Source organism: Streptomyces sp. NPDC052012, assembly GCF_040689265.1.
Classification (GTDB): Bacteria; Actinomycetota; Actinomycetes; order Streptomycetales; family Streptomycetaceae; genus Streptomyces.
Genome location: NZ_JBFAXA010000001.1, coordinates 15,347 through 31,057, shown reverse-complemented (window position 1 = coordinate 31,057; position 15,711 = coordinate 15,347). Strand labels below are relative to the sequence as shown.

Below are 15,711 nucleotides of genomic sequence, written 5' to 3'. Positions count from 1 at the left end.
ACCTCTCAGCCCCTCAAAGGCGGTTGGCACTATCCCGTTGAAAGGTGTCACTACTGCCACTGGGCGATCGTCGCAACAGCCGGTTGACTTCGAGGCGTCGCAGAGAGAACGACCCCGAAGGAACCCCGCATGCACATCCAGGTTGTCCTGTTCGACGGCTTCGACCCGCTCGACGTCATAGCCCCCTACGAGGTGCTGTACGCCGGCGGCATGGCATCGGACGGCGCGGTGACCGTGGAGCTGGTGTCCGCGGAGGGTGCCCGTGACGTGATCAGTGGCACCGGAGGGCTGACACTGCGCGCCACGGCCGCCCTCGACCTGGAGCGGGCGGACGTGGTCCTGGTGCCCGGCGCCTCCGGCCGCGTCGGTGAACCCGGCGAGGTCCCGAACGGAGAAGTGGGCGCGGGCGAGTGGCAGCAGGACGAGTTCATCCCGGTGCTCCTCGGGCGCACGCTGACCACCGGGCTGCCCGCTCTGCTGAAGCAGGCGATGAACGATCCGGACGTCACGGTCGCCACCGTCTGCGGCGGCTCGCTCGTCCTGGCCATGGCCGGCCTGCTGGAGGGACGCAACGCCACCACCCACCATCTGGGCCTCGACCTGCTGGACGCCACCGGCGCCCACGCGGTCCGCGCCCGCGTCGTCGACGACGGCGACCTGGTCACCGGCGCCGGCGTCACCTCCGGCCTGGACCTGGGTCTCCACCTGCTGGAGCGCGAGCTCGGCCCCCGCATCGCGCACGCCGTCGAGGAACTGTTCGCCCACGAGCGGCGCGGCACCGTCTGGCGCGCCCAGGGACCGGCTCCCGCCGCCCTCTGAGAACTCGGCACGCGCTCTTCGCCGACCCTTCCCTCGATCCATGACATCTCGTCAGAAAGAGCATCCGCATGCCCGTCGAAGGCACCTGGAACCTGTCCATCGCCACACCCATCGGCAGGACGAAGGCCGTGGTCGAACTCCCTCGGCGCCACGGAGTCCTGACCGGAACCTGCGACACCCTCCAGGGCACGTCCAGGGCCGGCCGCCTGCCGGCCTCCGAGGTCATCGGGGAGCGTCGGGCGTGACCAAGCTCCTTCTGTCCTTGCACGTCCTGGCCGCCATCGTGGCCGTCGGCCCGGTCACCGTCGCGGCGAGCATGTTCCCCGCGACGCTGCGCCGCGCACTCGGCGATCCCGGCCACGGTGACGCTCTGACGGCCGTGACGGCCCTGCGGACACTGCACCGCATCTGCCGGGTCTACGCCGGTGTCGGTATCGCCGTTCCCGTGTTCGGATTCGCCACCGCCAGCAGCCTCGGCGTCCTGGGCGACACCTGGCTGATCGTCTCGATCCTGCTGACGGCGGCCGCCGCGGGCGTTCTCGCCCTGCTGATCCTGCCCGCCCAGGACCGTGCGCTGGCCGAGGCGGGGACCTCCGGCGCGCCCTCGTCGTCTCCGTCCGCCCCCTTGTCGCCGGGCCGTCTCGCCATGCTCACCGGCATCTTCAATCTGCTGTGGGCCACGGTCACCGTGCTGATGATCGTCCGCCCCGGCTCCACCACGGGGGCGTGACCATGCATCCCAGGTCTTCGGGCGGCCTGCGCCTCGCGGCCCGTGCCGAACTCGTCACGTTGGTCGTGCTGCTGGCCAATCTGTTCACCGTCCACCTGCAACCCGTCTCGTCCCTGATGGGCCCCACCCACGGCTGCGCCTACCTGTTCGTCGTGATCGCGACCTGGCGCCTCGACGGGGCCACGACCGCCGCCAGGGCTCTGGCCGTCGTTCCGGGCATCGGCGGGCTGCTCGCGCTGCGGCAGGTCGACCGCGCTGACGCGGCCGACGCCCCGCCGGACGAAGTCGTTCCGTCATGAACCTCGTGTTCGGCCCGCCGCGGGACGCTCCCGCCACAGCCGCGGGGCGATGTCGACCATGCGGGCGCGGACCAGGCCGGGGACCGCGTCCGAGGGCTGCCAGGCGGCGAGTTCGGCGGAGCCGGCCGACGACATGTCACCTTCGCGGGGGCCTGTCCGGAAAAGCGCATCGGGGGTTTTCCCCATGCATCCATTGCGATTCGGTCAACCCTCCCCAAACACCTGTCCCTTGAGTAAAGCTCAGCGATCGTCCGGGATCGCCATCCGGACCGTCGCGGCCAGGGCCGATCGGCTCCGGTCGTTCCACGATCGTTCCTTTACGCACAAGGGATGCCGATGACCCACTCCCCCCAGCAGGACCCGATATCGGGCACGAGACGCGTGGCCCGTATCGCCGTGGCCGCCGGCCTCGTCGCCGCGCTGTCCGCGGCCGGGCCGATACCGATGGCCTTCGCCGCCGACGCGCCGCCCGCAGCACCGGCCGACCAGGACGTGAAGTCCGCGCCCGGCAAGCTCGGTTCCGACGACGCGGAGCTGCTCGCCGAGGCCCAGTCCCAGGGCGTCAAGAACGTCACCATGATGATCGCCACCGCGCCCGGGAAGACCGAGCAGGTCGCCGGGCAGCTGGACGCGGTCAAGGGCGGATCGGTCGGCCGGACCCACGACAAGCTCGGCTACGTCCGCGCCACCGTTCCCACCGGCAAGGCGGAGGCGGCCATCGCCGCCGCCGCCAAGCTCTCCTCCGTGCACGGCATCGACCTGCGCGAGGAGATCCCGCTGGACGACCCGACGCCGAGCGCGGACACCACGAAGCAGGCCGGCGCCCAGGGCACCGCCACCTACCCGGCCCCCGGCAAGCGCACCCCCGCGAAGAACCCGTACAACCCGTCCTTCGAGACGGGCGCGGTCGACTTCGTCGAGGACAACCCGAAGGCGGACGGCCGCGGCGTCACCATCGGCATCCTCGACTCCGGTGTGGACCTCGGCCACCCGGCACTGCAGAAGACCACCACCGGCGAGCGGAAGATCGTCGACTGGGTGACGGCGACCGACCCGATCGTCGACAACGACAGGACCTGGCGCCCGATGGTCTCCACCGTCACCGGGCCCACCTTCACCCACGACGGCAAGACCTGGCAGGCCCCGGCCGGCGAGTACCGGATCAGCACCTTCCGCGAGGAGTACACCACCGGCGGCGACGCGGCCGGTGACGCCAACCGCGACGGCGACACCACCGACTCCTGGGGCGTCCTCTACGACGCGGCGGCCGGCACCGTCCGCGTGGACCTGAACAACAACCAGGACTTCGGCGACGACACCGCGATGAAGCCGTACAAGGACGGCTTCCAGATCGGGTACTTCGGCACCGACGACCCGAAGACCGAGATCGCCGAGCGCCAGCCGTTCGTCGTGGAGATCCGCAAGGACGTCCCGATGGACCCCTACGGCGGCAGCTGGGTCGGCAAGAAGGCCGACTTCGTCAACATCGGCGTCGTGGAGTCCGAGCACGGCTCGCACGTCGCCGGCATCACCGCCGCGAACGGCCTGTTCGGCGGGAAGATGGACGGCGCCGCCCCCGGCGCGAAGCTGGTCTCCTCCCGCGCCTGCACCTGGTCCGGCGGCTGCACCAACGTGGCGCTCACCGAGGGCATGATCGACCTCGTCACCAAGCGCGGCGTCGACATCGTCAACATGTCGATCGGCGGCCTGCCGGCGCTCAACGACGGCAACAACGCCCGCGCCGAGCTGTACAACCGGCTCATCGACACCTACGGCGTCCAGCTGGTGATCTCCGCGGGCAACTCCGGCCCCGGCGCCAACACCATCGGCGACCCGTCGCTGGCCGACAAGGTCATCTCGGTCGGCGCGTCCGTCTCCCGCGAGACGTGGGCCGCGAACTACGGCTCCCAGGTCGAGAAGAAGTACGCCATGATGCCGTTCTCCTCGCGCGGTCCGCGTGAGGACGGCGGCTTCACGCCGACGCTGGTCGCCCCCGGCGCCGCGATCAACACCATCCAGAGCTGGATGCCGGGCGCCCCGGTCGCCGAGGCCGGCTACAGCCTCCCGCCCGGCTACGGCATGCTCCAGGGCACCTCGATGGCCTCCCCGCAGGCCGCGGGCGCCGCGGCGCTGCTGCTGTCGGCGGCGAAGCAGAAGGACATCGACCTGCCGCCCGCGACGCTGCGCACCGCTCTCACCTCCACCGCCGAGCACATCAAGGGCGTGCAGGCCTACGAGGAGGGCGCGGGCCTCATCGACATCGAGGACGCCTGGGACGCCATCCGCGACGACGCCTCCGCGCACACGTACGCGGTGAAGGCGCCGGTCGACACCGCGATCGACCAGTTCCTGAAGACGCCGGGCTTCGGCACGGGCCTGTACGACCGTGAGGGCGGCCTGAAGGCCGGGCAGAAGAAGACGTACGACATCACCATCACCCGTACGTCCGGCCCCGACCGCGCGATCCGGCACGAGCTCGAGATCGAGAACAACGCCGGCCGCACCTTCCGCATCCTCGGCGACGACGACGTCTCGCTGCCGCTGAACAAGCCGGTGACCGTGAAGGTCCAGGCCGCACCCGGCTCGGCCGGCATCAAGAGCGCGATCCTGGAGGTCGACGACCCGCGCACGGAGGGCACGGACCGCCAGATCATGACGACCGTGGTCGTCTCGGCTCCGCTGAAGTACACCTTCTCCGCGTCCGGTTCGGTGCAGCGCAACAGCCACACCTCCTACTTCGTCACCGTGCCCGAGGGCGCGAAGACGCTGGAGGTCGCGATGAGCGGGCTGAAGGACAAGAGCCAGACCCGGTTCATCGCCATCCACCCGTACGGCGTCCCGGCGGACCCGACGTCGACGATCAACTGCTACCCGAACTACACCAACCCGGCCAACACCTGCCGCCCCGACCTGCGCTCGTACGCCGACCCGCAGCCGGGCGTGTGGGAGATCGAGGTCGAGTCGCGCCGCACGTCGCCGCTGCTCGACAACCCGTACAAGCTGGACGTCGCCGTGCTCGGCGCGGCCTTCGACCCGGAGACCGTGACCGTGCCGGAGGCGAAGGTCGGCACGCCGGCCGCCGCGTCCTGGAAGGTGACGAACCGGTTCGCCGCGCTGGAGGGCAAGCTGGTCGGCGGGCCGCTCGGCTCGGCGAAGACGGACCGCCCGGCGATCAAGCAGGGTGAGAAGCAGACCACGACGGTGGAGGTGCCCGAGGGCGCCGACTCGCTCGACGTGGCCATCGGCAACGTGTCCGACACCGCCGCCGACCTGGACCTCACGGTCTACGACAAGGACGGCAACGAGGTCGCCCAGTCCGCCGACGGCGACTCGGAGGAGTCCGTCTCCGTCCCGAAGCCGGCCGCCGGTACGTACACGGTGGAGGTCGTGGGCTACTCGGTCCCGGCGGGCTCCACCGACTACGACTACCGCGACGTGTTCTTCGCGGCCACGCTCGGTGCGGTGACGGTCGACGACGCGGCGCCGGTGAAGCTCGGCACGGGTGACTCCGCGGAGGTCTCCGCGAAGGTCACGGCCGCGGCTGCGGCTCCCGAGGGACGTGAGTTCTTCGGCCGCGTGCAGCTGGTCAACGCACGCGGGACGGTCGCGGGCGTGGGCAGCGTCGCGATCGAGAAGGTCGTGCCGTAGCGCGTCCGCTGAGTTCAGGTGAGGGGCGGGCGTCCTGGGTGGGCGCCCGCCCTTCGTCATTCGCAGGTGAGGGTGCGGGACTCGGGCAGGGAGCCGGTGAGCCGGGACCGCTCCGGGGCGATGTTCTCCTCGCCGACGAGCACGGTGTCGGGGAACTGCTGCCGCAACGGTATACCGACGAGCACGAGGTCACCGGGGTGGAGGCGGGGCTGATCGGCGGTCTTGATCGGGAAGGAGAGCTCCGTCTTCTTGTCCTGGGATGTGTAGGACCGAGTGACGGTGAGGGTGACGCGCTCGACCTCACCGGACGGCGTCGGCTTCACCGCGGAGACGGTGCCCTCGGCAACGGTACGGGCACAGGCGAGGTAGCGGGGACTCCCGAAGAGCACCCCACCCCCGTCCTGCTCCCCGGCGGAACTGTCGGCAGCAGCCTTACTCCCGGCGTCGTCGGAGGAGCCCATGGGCTGCTGCGCGACGAGCCACCCCATCCCGACGACGACACTGGCGGCAGCGGCCGCGGCAAGGGCACCGAGGGCGACCTTGAGGGGCCGGCGCGTTCGGGAACGCCCGGCAACCGGCCGCTCGAGCGGCGTCACCGCCGAGGATGCGGCCGCCGGATTCCCGGCCCCCGCACTGCTCCCCGGCCCCGGCCGCTCGAGCGGCGTCACCGCCGGGGTGGGCGCAGGGCCCCCGGGATCCGCGCCGCGCCGGGGTCCGGCCGCCGCGCCGAGCGCCGGACCGGTGCCGGGCTCCGGCCGGTTCCCGGCCGGTGCGGCCCAGTCTCGCCCCGGCGGGGCACCGGCCTCCGCAGCGGTGGTGGCTTCACCACTCGAGTCGGCGAGGGTGTCCCCGATCAGGGCCAGCTGCTCCCTGAGGAGGGCGACATCGGCGGCGGCCTCGTCGTGCGCGGTCGTGAACGCCGGGTCCCGGCGGGCTGCCGCGGGCAGCGGCTCGTCCAGGATCGCGGCCATCAGGGCGTCCATGCCGTCGTACTCCGTGTTCCCGGGGTTCTCGGGGCTCCCGGTGGTTCCGGGGTTCTCGGCGGTCATGTCACACCACCTCGTCCTCGTGCAGGCGGGCGCGCAGGGCGCGGACCGCCGTGTGCAGCCTGCTCTTGACCGTGCCCTCCGGGACGCCGAGCTGTTCGGCGATGGAGCGGACCGGCAGATCGGCGTAGAAGCGCAGGACGACCACCTGGCGCTGGGCGTCGGGCAGCTCGTCGAGGCCCTGGGCGACAGCGAGGGAGAGCAGGCTGGTCTCCTCGCCGGAGGGGAGTTCCGCGGGGCGCAGCGCGGCGAGGCGTTCGCCGAGGCGCTCCTGGCGGCGTTTGGCCCGGTGCCAGTCCATGGCCAGGTTGGACGCCACCACGGCCGCCCACGCGGAGACGTCCCGCGGCGCCTCCCGCCCGCTCGCGGCGCGCTCCAGCAGCCGCAGGCGGACCTGCTGCACCCCGTCCGGCAGGTCCGCCTGCGGCACGCCGCCCAGTGCGAGCACCGCCCGCACCCGGCGTTCCTGTGCCGCGTCCAGCGGGTCGTCGTCCGCGGCGGCATGCGCCCCTCGCCCGCGCCGGGTCCTTCCGCGCAGCACTGGCCACCCCCTCACGCTGTTTCTCCTACGACGCCAGGTGCGTCCGGAACGTTCAGAGGCGTACGTCACATCTCCGTGTGGCGGGGGTCGGGATGGGCAGGGGACCTTGCGGTCCACGACCCCCGGAGGCTGAATTTCTGCAGCTCAGGGGGGTGGCGGCCGAAGGTCCGCAATCGGCGGTCATCGCCTGGCTGTCCCACTGGGCGGGCAGTGAGCGCAAAGAATTGGACAGGCGGGCCGTGGTCGGCCGCATGATGGAAGAGCCTCCGCCAGGCATCAGGAACGCAAAGAGACGCAGTAGGGAGTCGCCGTGAGGGTCGGAATCGTCGGAGCCACCGGTCAGGTGGGCACGGTCATGCGCAGGATCCTCAAGGAGCGGAACTTCCCGGTCACCGAGCTGCGCCTGTTCGCCTCGGCCCGCTCCGCGGGCACGGAACTGGACGGCGTGACGGTGGAGGACGCGTCCACCGCCGACTACACCGGCCTGGACATCGTGCTGTTCTCCGCGGGCGGCGCCACCTCCCGGGCGCTGGCCGAGAAGGTCGCCTCGCAGGGCGCCGTCGTGATCGACAACTCCTCCGCCTGGCGCAAGGACCCCGAGGTCCCCCTGGTCGTCTCCGAGGTGAACCCGCACGCGATCGCGAACCGCCCGAAGGGCATCATCGCCAACCCGAACTGCACCACGATGGCCGCGATGCCGGTGCTGCGTCCGCTGCACGCGGAGGCGGGCCTGGAAGCCCTGGTCGTCGCCACGTACCAGGCGGTGTCCGGCTCCGGTCTCGCGGGCGTCGCGGAGCTGCACGGCCAGGTGCAGAAGGTCGTCGCCGACGCCGAGAAGCTGACGCACGACGGCGAGGCGGTCGACTTCCCCGAGCCCGGCGTCTACAAGCGCCCCATCGCCTTCAACGTGCTGCCCTTCGCCGGCAACCTGGTCGACGACGGTCTGAACGAGACCGACGAGGAGCAGAAGCTGCGCAACGAGTCCCGCAAGATCCTGGAGATCCCGGAGCTGAAGGTCTCCGGCACCTGCGTGCGCGTGCCGGTCTTCTCGGGCCACTCCCTCCAGGTCAACGCCCGTTTCGCCCGCCCGATCAGCGTGGAGCGTGCGACCGAGCTGCTGGCGGACGCCCCGGGCGTGGAGCTGTCCGACATCCCGACCCCGCTCCAGGCGGCCGGCAAGGACCCGTCGTACGTCGGCCGCATCCGCCGCGACGAGACGGTGGACAACGGCCTGGCGCTGTTCGTCTCCAATGACAACCTCCGCAAGGGCGCCGCGCTGAACGCGGTCCAGATCGCGGAGCTGGTGGCCGAGGAGCTCTCCGCGAAGTGATCTGATCCCGCGCGTGCGACGTCCGGGGCGGCCACCTGTGTGCGGGTGGCCGCCCCGGCGTCTGCGCTCACTCCCTCAGGCTCGTCGCTCACGCCCCGGTCAGTGCCGCCGCACCTCGTACAGGAAGCAGCCGTACTCCACGGCCCGCACGTGCACCAGAGCCACCTCGGGGTCGGCGAAGGCTTCCGTCAGGGCCGGTTCGAAGCCGTCCGGCGCCCCGACCAGCCGGCCGCCCAGGATGTGGCCGCCGGCGGAGTAGCGGCGCACGACGCGAGGGGCATGGGTGAAGGGCAGGCCGCCGTTCTCCGGCCCCGTGCACTCCTCGGCGTGCACGAACACCGGCCCCTGCTCGTCGTACGCGCCGGGGTCGGCGCCCGTCTCCGCCGCCCAGCGGCGCAGGGGCGCGTAGGAGACGAGGGCGATCCGCTCGCCCGGGCGGCTGCGGCGCAGGCAGCAGCGCAGCGGGGCGCCTCCCTCGTCGTCGGTGACGGGGACCGCGGGGCGGCCGGCGTCGTCGAGGGTCAGCAGTTCCTTCAGGACGGACGCGGGGAGGGGACGCGCGGTGTGGGTCGTCGGTGTCGTCATGCCCCCAGAGTCGCGAGCGCCGGCCCTGGACACCGGCGGAATCCGGACGTCGCGTTCCCCCCTCCGGGCCGGTCCGACACAGGGGTATCCCCATGGTCCGGCTCCGTCGTCGCCCTATTCCGAGGTCCCGTGGAAGGATGACGCAACGCACACATAACGAGGAGATGACCGCGTGCCTGGCACAAACCTGACTCGCGAAGAAGCGCAGCAGCGGGCGAAGCTGCTGACCGTTGACTCGTACGAGATCGATCTTGATCTCTCCGGCGCGCAGGAGGGCGGGACCTACCGGTCCGTGACCACGGTGCGCTTCGACGTCGCCGAGGACGGCGCCGAGTCCTTCATCGACCTGGTGGCTCCCACCGTGCACGAGGTGACCCTGAACGGGGACTCCCTCGACCCCGACGAGGTCTTCAAGGACTCCCGCATCGCCCTCCCCGGCCTGCTCAAGGGCCGCAACGTGCTCCGGGTCGACGCCGACTGCGCCTACACCAACACCGGTGAGGGCCTGCACAAGTTCGTCGACCCGGTCGACGACCAGGTCTACCTGTACACGCAGTTCGAGGTGCCGGACGCCCGCCGGGTCTTCGCGAGCTTCGAGCAGCCCGACCTGAAGGCGACCTTCCAGTTCACCGTGAAGGCGCCCGAGGGCTGGACGGTCATCTCCAACTCGCCGACGCCCGAGCCCGAGGAGAACGTCTGGGTCTTCGAGCCGACGCCGCGCATCTCGACGTACATCACGGCGCTCGTCGTCGGCCCGTACCACAGCGTCCACAGCGTGTACGAGAAGGACGGGCAGAGCGTGCCGCTCGGCATCTACTGCCGGCCCTCGCTCGCCGAGTACCTCGACGCGGACGCGATCTTCGAGGTGACCCGGCAGGGCTTCGACTGGTTCCAGGAGAAGTTCGACTACGCGTACCCGTTCAAGAAGTACGACCAGCTGTTCGTGCCGGAGTTCAACGCGGGCGCGATGGAGAACGCGGGCGCGGTGACCATCCGCGACCAGTACGTCTTCCGGTCCAAGGTGACGGACGCGGCGTACGAGGTGCGCGCGGAGACCATCCTGCACGAGCTGGCCCACATGTGGTTCGGCGACCTGGTCACCATGGAGTGGTGGAACGACCTGTGGCTGAACGAGTCGTTCGCCACGTACACGTCGATCGCCTGCCAGGCGGCGGCGCCGGGCTCGCGCTGGCCGCACTCGTGGACGACCTTCGCCAACTCGATGAAGACCTGGGCCTACCGTCAGGACCAGTTGCCGTCCACGCACCCGATCATGGCGGACATCCGTGACCTGGACGACGTGCTGGTCAACTTCGACGGCATCACGTACGCCAAGGGCGCGAGCGTGCTGAAGCAGCTCGTCGCCTACGTCGGCGAGGACGAGTTCTTCCGGGGCGTGCAGGCGTACTTCAAGCGCCACGCGTACGGCAACACGCGTCTGTCCGACCTGCTGGGCGCGCTGGAGGAGACCTCCGGCCGCGATCTGAAGACCTGGTCGAAGAAGTGGCTGGAGACGGCGGGCATCAACGTCCTGCGCCCGGAGATCGAGACGGACGCCCAGGGTGTGATCACCTCCTTCGCCGTCCGCCAGGAGGCCCCCGCCCTGCCCGCCGGCGCCAAGGGCGAGCCGACCCTGCGCCCGCACCGCATCGCGGTCGGCTTCTACGACCTGGACGCGGACGGCCGCCTGGTGCGCGGCGAGCGCGTGGAACTGGACGTCGACGGCGAGCTGACGGCCATGCCGCAGCTGGTGGGCAAGGCCCGCCCGGCGGTGGTGCTGCTCAACGACGACGACCTGTCGTACGCCAAGGTCCGCCTGGACGAGCAGTCGCTGGCCGCCGTCACCGAGCACCTCGGCGACTTCGCGGAGTCGCTGCCGCGCGCCCTGTGCTGGGCGTCGGCGTGGGACATGACCCGGGACGCGGAGCTGGCGGCGCGCGACTACCTGTCGCTGGTGCTGTCGGGCATCGGCAAGGAGTCGGACATCGGTGTCGTGCAGTCGCTGCAGCGTCAGGTGAAGCTGGCGATCGACCTGTACGCCGACCCGGCGGCCCGCGAGGCGCTGCTGGCCCGCTGGACCGACGCGACGCTGGCGCACCTGCGCTCCGCCGAGCCGGCGAGCGACCACCAGCTGGCGTGGGCGCGGGCGTTCGCGGCCACGGCCCGCACGCCGGAGCAGCTGGACCTGCTGGAGGGCCTGCTCAGCGGTGAGCAGACCGTCGAGGGGCTGGCCGTGGACACGGAGCTGCGCTGGGCGTTCGTGCAGCGGCTGGCGGCGGTGGGCCGGTTCGACGAGGCGGACATCGCGGCGGAGTACGAGCGCGACAGGACCGCGGCGGGCGAACGCCACGCGGCGACGGCTCGCGCGGCCCGCCCGACCGAGGAGGCCAAGGCGGAGGCGTGGGCTTCGGTCGTGGAGTCCGACAAGCTGCCGAACGCCGTGCAGGAGGCGGTCATCTCCGGCTTCGTCCAGACCGACCAGCGTGAGCTGCTCGCCCCGTACGCGGACCGGTACTTCGAGGTGGCCAAGGACATCTGGGACTCCCGTTCGCACGAGATCGCCCAGCAGATCGTGGTCGGCCTGTACCCGGCCGTCCAGGTGACCCGCGAGACCCTGGACAAGACGGACGCCTGGCTCTCGTCCGCGGACCCGGCCCCGGCCCTGCGCCGTCTGGTCTCGGAGTCCCGCGCGGGTGTGGAGCGCGCCCTGCGGGCCCAGGCCGCGGACGCGGCGGCGGGCCAGTAGCTCTTCGCGTGACCTGGGGCGCCCGGTGTCGTGCCGGGCGCCCCCGTGTTTCATCGGGCGGGCTGAGAAGCCACGCTCCTGAGCGCGTCGAGCACCCTGCCGACCGCCGCGCCGTCCTCCGCCCCTGTGCGCACCGCCGCCACCACGTGCCGGACCGGGCGGTCCGCGGCCAGTTCCCGCATCACGACGTCACCGTCACCGGGTGTCTCGCGCCGTACCGCCGCCGTCCGGGGCACCAGGGCGATCCCCATGCCGGCCTCGACCATGGCGAGGATCGCCGTCCAGCCGGCCGCCGTGTGCTCACGCCGGGGCCGGAAGCCCGCCGCCTCGCAGGCGGTGCGGGTGATGTCGGACCACGGCCCGCTGCCGCCGAAGATCCACGGTTCGGCGGCGAGATCGGCCAGTCGCAGGTTCTCGGCGGACGCCAGCGGGTGGTCGCGGGGCAGGGCGACGTCCAGCGGGTCGGCGAGAAGCGGCACGCGCGTGAAGCGCGGGTCCGCCGCGGTCGGCGCCTGGGCGGCCAGGGACAGGGCGAGGTCCACCTCGCCGTCCGCCAGCAGCTGGTACACCTCCTCCGCCTCGGCCTCCCGCACCCGCACCGACACGCCCGGGTGTGCCGCACGCAGGGCCCGCACCGCCGGGACGACCAGCGCGGGCACGGCGGTCGAGAAGGCCCCGACCCGGACCTCGCCGGCCTCCCCGTGGACGTACGCCGTCAATTCGGTCTCGGCTCGTTCCAGTTGCTCGAACACGGCATCGGCGTGCCGCAGCACCAGCCGGGCCGCGTCGGTCAGCCGGACCCGTCTGCCCTGGGCCCGGAGCAGGGGCACGCCGAGCTGCCTGGACAGGTTGGTCAGCTGCTGGGAGACCGCCGACGGGGTCATGCTGAGCGCCTCGGCCGTCGCGGTCACCGTCCCCCGTTCCCGCAGCGTCCGCAGGATGTGCAGCTTCCGGATGTCCCACTCGGCCATGGCGGCAATCTAATCGCCGGTCCGGGCCTCAGCTGCGAGCCCCGGCGCCGAGGAGCACGCCGCCCAGGATCAGGGCCATGCAGGCGGCCTGCGTCCAGCCGAGCGGTTCGGACAGCAGGGCCCAGGACAGCAGGGCCACGCAGACGGGCTGGAGGTAGTAGACGACGCCGGCGCGGCTCGGGCCGATCAGGGTGACCGCCTTGTTCCAGGCGAAGAACGCGAGCGCCGAGGAGGCGATGCCGACGTAGAGGAGGGGCAGGACGGTGCCGGGGGCCGGGGTGAAGCCGCCCTGGACGGTGAGGCTGAGGGCCTGGGCCGGCAGCAGCATGAGGGTGCCGAGCAGGAAGGTCGTGAAGAGGAAGGCGGCGCCGGTCAGTTCGGCGGGCCTGCGGCGCAGCAGGGCGCTGTAGCCGCCGAAGCAGCAGGCGGCGGCGATCATCCACAGGTCGCCGGCCGCGAGACCGGCCGTGTCCACGCCGCCGATCAGGAGCAGGACGCCCGCGCAGGCGATGAGCAGCCCGACGACGCGGCGGGCGCCGAGGCGTACGCCTCCCGCGCGCTCGAACACCGCCATCAGCACCGGTGACGCCGCCATGATCATGCCCATGTTGGCGGCGGGCGTGGTGACCCCGGCCTGGTTCACGAGCGTGTTGTACGTGGCGACGCCGAGCAGGGAGGCGAGGACGACGAACCCGAGGTGACGGCGGATGAGCGCCCGTTGCCGCCAGGCCTGCCGGGCGCCGAACGGGGCGACCGCGGCCAGGGCGATCAGCCAGCGCCAGAAGGCGTGCTGGACGGGTGGCACGGTGTCGCCGAGGGCGCGTGAGGTGACGAAGCTGCCGGACCAGACGAGGGTCGCGAGGGCGGCGAGGGCGATGCCGAGGGCCACGGGGGCCGTCGTCCTGAGGGTGTCGGGGGTGGCGGGGGCGGTGCGGGAGGTCCGGTGGTGGACGGCGGGCACAGAGGGCCTTTCGGTGGTCGGTGATCGCGGTGGTTCTACCGTCGCAGCACCGCTTCCTTCGCGTCCATCGAATCTTTTCGACGATTCTGTTCAGCCGAGCTGAACGCTCGCGCGCGGGCGCGCATGCCGCGCGGCCTGAGCTGCCCCGCCACCGTCGCCCCGAACGCCAGCGCCATGCCCGCGAGTTGTACGGGGGTCAGCGTCTCGTCCAGCGCCGCCCAGCCGACCACCGCCGCCGTCAGCGGGGAGAGCGGGCCGAGGAACGTGACCTGGGTGGCGGACAGGCGGCCGATGCCCTGGAACCAGAGCCAGTACGCGAGTGCCGTATTGGCCAGGGCGAGGTAGAGGTAGCCGCCGATCGCCGGGGTGTCCAGCGCGGGCGGTGAGCCCTCCACGAGCAGGGCGACGGGGGCGATCAGCAGTCCGCCGGCCGTGAGCTGCCAGGCGGTCAGGGCGAGCGGGCCGACGCCTTCCGGGCGGCCCCAGCGCTTGGTCAGGACGGTGCCCGTGGACATCGACGCGGTGGAGGCGAGGGCCGCCAGCACACCGAGGGTGTCCAGCGCGCCCGCCGCCCTCAGGACGACCAGGCTCACGCCGAACGCGGCCACCGCCCCGGTGAGCACGGACCGGGCGCTCGGCCGCTCGCCCAGGAGCAGCGCCGACAGGGCGACGACGAGCAGCGGGCCGAGGGAGCCGACGACCGCGGCAAGACCGCCCGGCAGCCGGTACGCGGAGAGGAACAGCAGCGGGAAGAAGGCGCCGATGTTCAGGGCGCCCAGCACCGCCGCCTTCCCCCACCACGCACCGCGCGGCAGCACCCGGGCGAGGGCGAGCAGGAGCAGTCCGGCGGGCAGGGCGCGCATCAGGCCGGTGAACAGGGGGCGGTCGGCCGGGAGGAACTCGGTGGTGACGGCGTAGGTGGTGCCCCAGGAGACGGGGGCCAGGGCGGTGAGCGCGATGAGGCCGGCGTGTGCGGCGCGGTCGGCGGGCATGGGGCGTACCCCTTCCAAGTGGGCCAGTGGTAAGTAGCTTAGCTGCAAGCTACTTATCGTCAAGCCACTTTCTTGCGGACGACCGGACACCTGCCGATACTCATGGCCATGAGCGAACGCCCCGAGCAGCGCAAGGACCCCGTCGACGCGATCGTCGAGCAGTGGGCCACCGTCCGGCCCGACCTCGACACCGCCGCCATGGAGGTCTTCGGCCGTGTCTTCCGGCTCGCGCGGGCGATGGGCGACCGCATGGAGAGGGCGTACGCCGGCTACGGGATCTCCCGCGGCGAGTTCGACGTCCTCGCCACCCTGCGGCGCTCCGGCGAGCCCTACGCCCTCTCCCCGCGCGGGCTGTCGGCCACGCTGATGCTCACCACCGGGGGGATGACGGGCCGCCTGGACAAGCTCGAGCGCGCCGGACTGCTGCGCCGCTCCCCCGACCCGCACGACCGCCGAGGGCTCAAGGTCACGCTCACCGAGCAGGGGCTGCGCCTGGTCGACGAGGCGGTCGGCGCGGGCCTCGCCGTGCAGACGGAGGCACTGTCGGCGCTCGGCGCGGAACGGGCGGGGCACCTGGCCGACCTGCTGAGGGACCTGCTGCTCGCCACCGAGCGGTAGCGCAGGCCCCCGGACAGCGACGAGGGCGCCGTCTCCGCCGGGGTCGGCAGGACACGGCGCCCTCGGCAGAGGTGCGCGGGGCGCGGGGGCGCGCCGGGTCAGGCCTTGGCGTCGGCCTTGGTCTTGATGTTGCGCGTGGTCACCCGGTGCTCCTCCTTGGAGCGGTCGAGGACCATCACGAGGCCGGCGATCACCACGAACAGGGCGATCGGGGCCACGACGAAGAGGCCCAGCGTCTCGATGACGCTCAGGCCCGTGCCGGGGTCGTCACCGTCGTCGCGGGTGAGCGCGAGCGCGGGGGACGTCATGAGCAGCATCATCAGCGTCGTACCGGCTGCCAGGGCGCCGGCGCGCAGGGCGTTCTTCTTGTCCACGCTGCACAAGGTAGCGAACGCCGCTGAGAGCCGCGCGCCCGGGGTGCCGTA

15 protein-coding genes and 1 pseudogene are annotated in these 15,711 nt (G+C 72.1%); 8 read left to right on the top strand and 8 right to left on the bottom strand.

Annotated elements, in window-relative coordinates:
* The first annotated feature begins 129 nt into the window (after window positions 1-129).
* From AB0412_RS00150 to AB0412_RS00135, 4 genes are all read left to right on the top strand, one after another.
* The gene (locus tag AB0412_RS00150; RefSeq protein WP_366400161.1) at window positions 130-819 is read left to right on the top strand and encodes a DJ-1/PfpI family protein; all 690 of its coding nucleotides are present in this window, start codon (window positions 130-132) and stop codon (window positions 817-819) included.
* 68 nt (window positions 820-887) lie between these two features.
* Entirely contained in the window at window positions 888-1,064 is a 177-nt protein-coding gene (locus tag AB0412_RS00145) for a hypothetical protein (RefSeq protein WP_366400160.1), read from the top strand.
* Entirely contained in the window at window positions 1,061-1,549 is a 489-nt protein-coding gene (locus AB0412_RS00140) for a DUF2269 family protein (protein ID WP_366400159.1), read from the top strand. Before AB0412_RS00145 ends, AB0412_RS00140 begins: the two co-directional genes overlap by 4 nt.
* A gap of 2 nt (window positions 1,550-1,551) precedes the next feature.
* The gene (locus AB0412_RS00135) at window positions 1,552-1,848 is read left to right on the top strand and encodes a DUF3817 domain-containing protein (protein WP_366400158.1); all 297 of its coding nucleotides are present in this window, start codon (window positions 1,552-1,554) and stop codon (window positions 1,846-1,848) included.
* Here the strand turns inward: AB0412_RS00135 and AB0412_RS00130 are convergent.
* Window positions 1,843-1,971, bottom strand: a pseudogene (locus AB0412_RS00130) (NUDIX hydrolase); the annotation flags it as partial. The gene AB0412_RS00135 and the pseudogene AB0412_RS00130 overlap by 6 nt on opposite strands.
* Before the next feature lie 213 nt (window positions 1,972-2,184).
* Between AB0412_RS00130 and AB0412_RS00125 the strand changes: the two are divergent.
* A complete protein-coding gene (locus AB0412_RS00125) occupies window positions 2,185-5,496 on the top strand; it encodes a S8 family serine peptidase (RefSeq protein WP_366400157.1) in 3,312 nt (1,103 codons plus the stop codon).
* 56 nt (window positions 5,497-5,552) lie between these two features.
* Here the strand turns inward: AB0412_RS00125 and AB0412_RS00120 are convergent, their stop codons facing one another.
* Window positions 5,553-6,545 carry a hypothetical protein gene (locus AB0412_RS00120; protein WP_366400156.1) on the bottom strand — a complete coding sequence of 331 codons (993 nt, stop codon included), beginning with the start codon at window positions 6,543-6,545 and terminating at the stop codon, window positions 5,553-5,555.
* A gap of 1 nt (window position 6,546) precedes the next feature.
* Window positions 6,547-7,083, bottom strand: coding sequence for a sigma-70 family RNA polymerase sigma factor (locus AB0412_RS00115; protein WP_366400786.1), 537 nt, complete (start codon window positions 7,081-7,083; stop codon window positions 6,547-6,549).
* A 310-nt stretch (window positions 7,084-7,393) separates the two neighbouring features.
* Between AB0412_RS00115 and AB0412_RS00110 the strand changes: the two genes are divergently transcribed.
* Window positions 7,394-8,413: an aspartate-semialdehyde dehydrogenase gene (locus AB0412_RS00110; protein WP_366400155.1), complete on the top strand. Its 1,020-nt coding sequence runs from the start codon at window positions 7,394-7,396 to the stop codon at window positions 8,411-8,413.
* 99 nt (window positions 8,414-8,512) lie between these two features.
* Here the strand turns inward: AB0412_RS00110 and AB0412_RS00105 are convergent, their stop codons facing one another.
* A complete protein-coding gene (locus AB0412_RS00105; protein WP_366400154.1) occupies window positions 8,513-8,998 on the bottom strand; it encodes a DUF1203 domain-containing protein in 486 nt (161 codons plus the stop codon).
* 172 nt (window positions 8,999-9,170) lie between these two features.
* On the opposite strand from AB0412_RS00105, the gene pepN reads away from it, so the two are divergent.
* Window positions 9,171-11,744 (top strand): aminopeptidase N, encoded by a 2,574-nt coding sequence (gene pepN, locus AB0412_RS00100; protein WP_366400153.1) that lies wholly within the window; start codon window positions 9,171-9,173, stop codon window positions 11,742-11,744.
* Between the two features lie 50 nt (window positions 11,745-11,794).
* On the opposite strand, the gene AB0412_RS00095 is transcribed toward pepN, so the two are convergent.
* From AB0412_RS00095 to AB0412_RS00085, 3 genes are all read right to left on the bottom strand, one after another.
* Window positions 11,795-12,715 carry a LysR family transcriptional regulator gene (locus tag AB0412_RS00095; protein ID WP_366400152.1) on the bottom strand — a complete coding sequence of 307 codons (921 nt, stop codon included), beginning with the start codon at window positions 12,713-12,715 and terminating at the stop codon, window positions 11,795-11,797.
* Between the two features lie 28 nt (window positions 12,716-12,743).
* Complete coding sequence (locus AB0412_RS00090; RefSeq protein ID WP_366400785.1) at window positions 12,744-13,604, bottom strand: DMT family transporter; 861 nt, start codon at window positions 13,602-13,604, stop codon at window positions 12,744-12,746.
* Between the two features lie 107 nt (window positions 13,605-13,711).
* The gene (locus AB0412_RS00085; protein WP_366400151.1) at window positions 13,712-14,668 is read right to left on the bottom strand and encodes an EamA family transporter; all 957 of its coding nucleotides are present in this window, start codon (window positions 14,666-14,668) and stop codon (window positions 13,712-13,714) included.
* Between the two features lie 108 nt (window positions 14,669-14,776).
* Between AB0412_RS00085 and AB0412_RS00080 the strand changes: the two genes are divergently transcribed.
* Window positions 14,777-15,286, top strand: a complete 510-nt coding sequence (locus AB0412_RS00080) for a MarR family transcriptional regulator (protein WP_366400150.1) — start codon at window positions 14,777-14,779, stop codon at window positions 15,284-15,286.
* Window positions 15,287-15,384: 98 nt separating this feature from the next.
* On the opposite strand, the gene AB0412_RS00075 is transcribed toward AB0412_RS00080, so the two are convergent.
* Complete coding sequence (locus AB0412_RS00075) at window positions 15,385-15,660, bottom strand: hypothetical protein (protein ID WP_366400149.1); 276 nt, start codon at window positions 15,658-15,660, stop codon at window positions 15,385-15,387.
* Window positions 15,661-15,711: the final 51 nt, after the last annotated feature.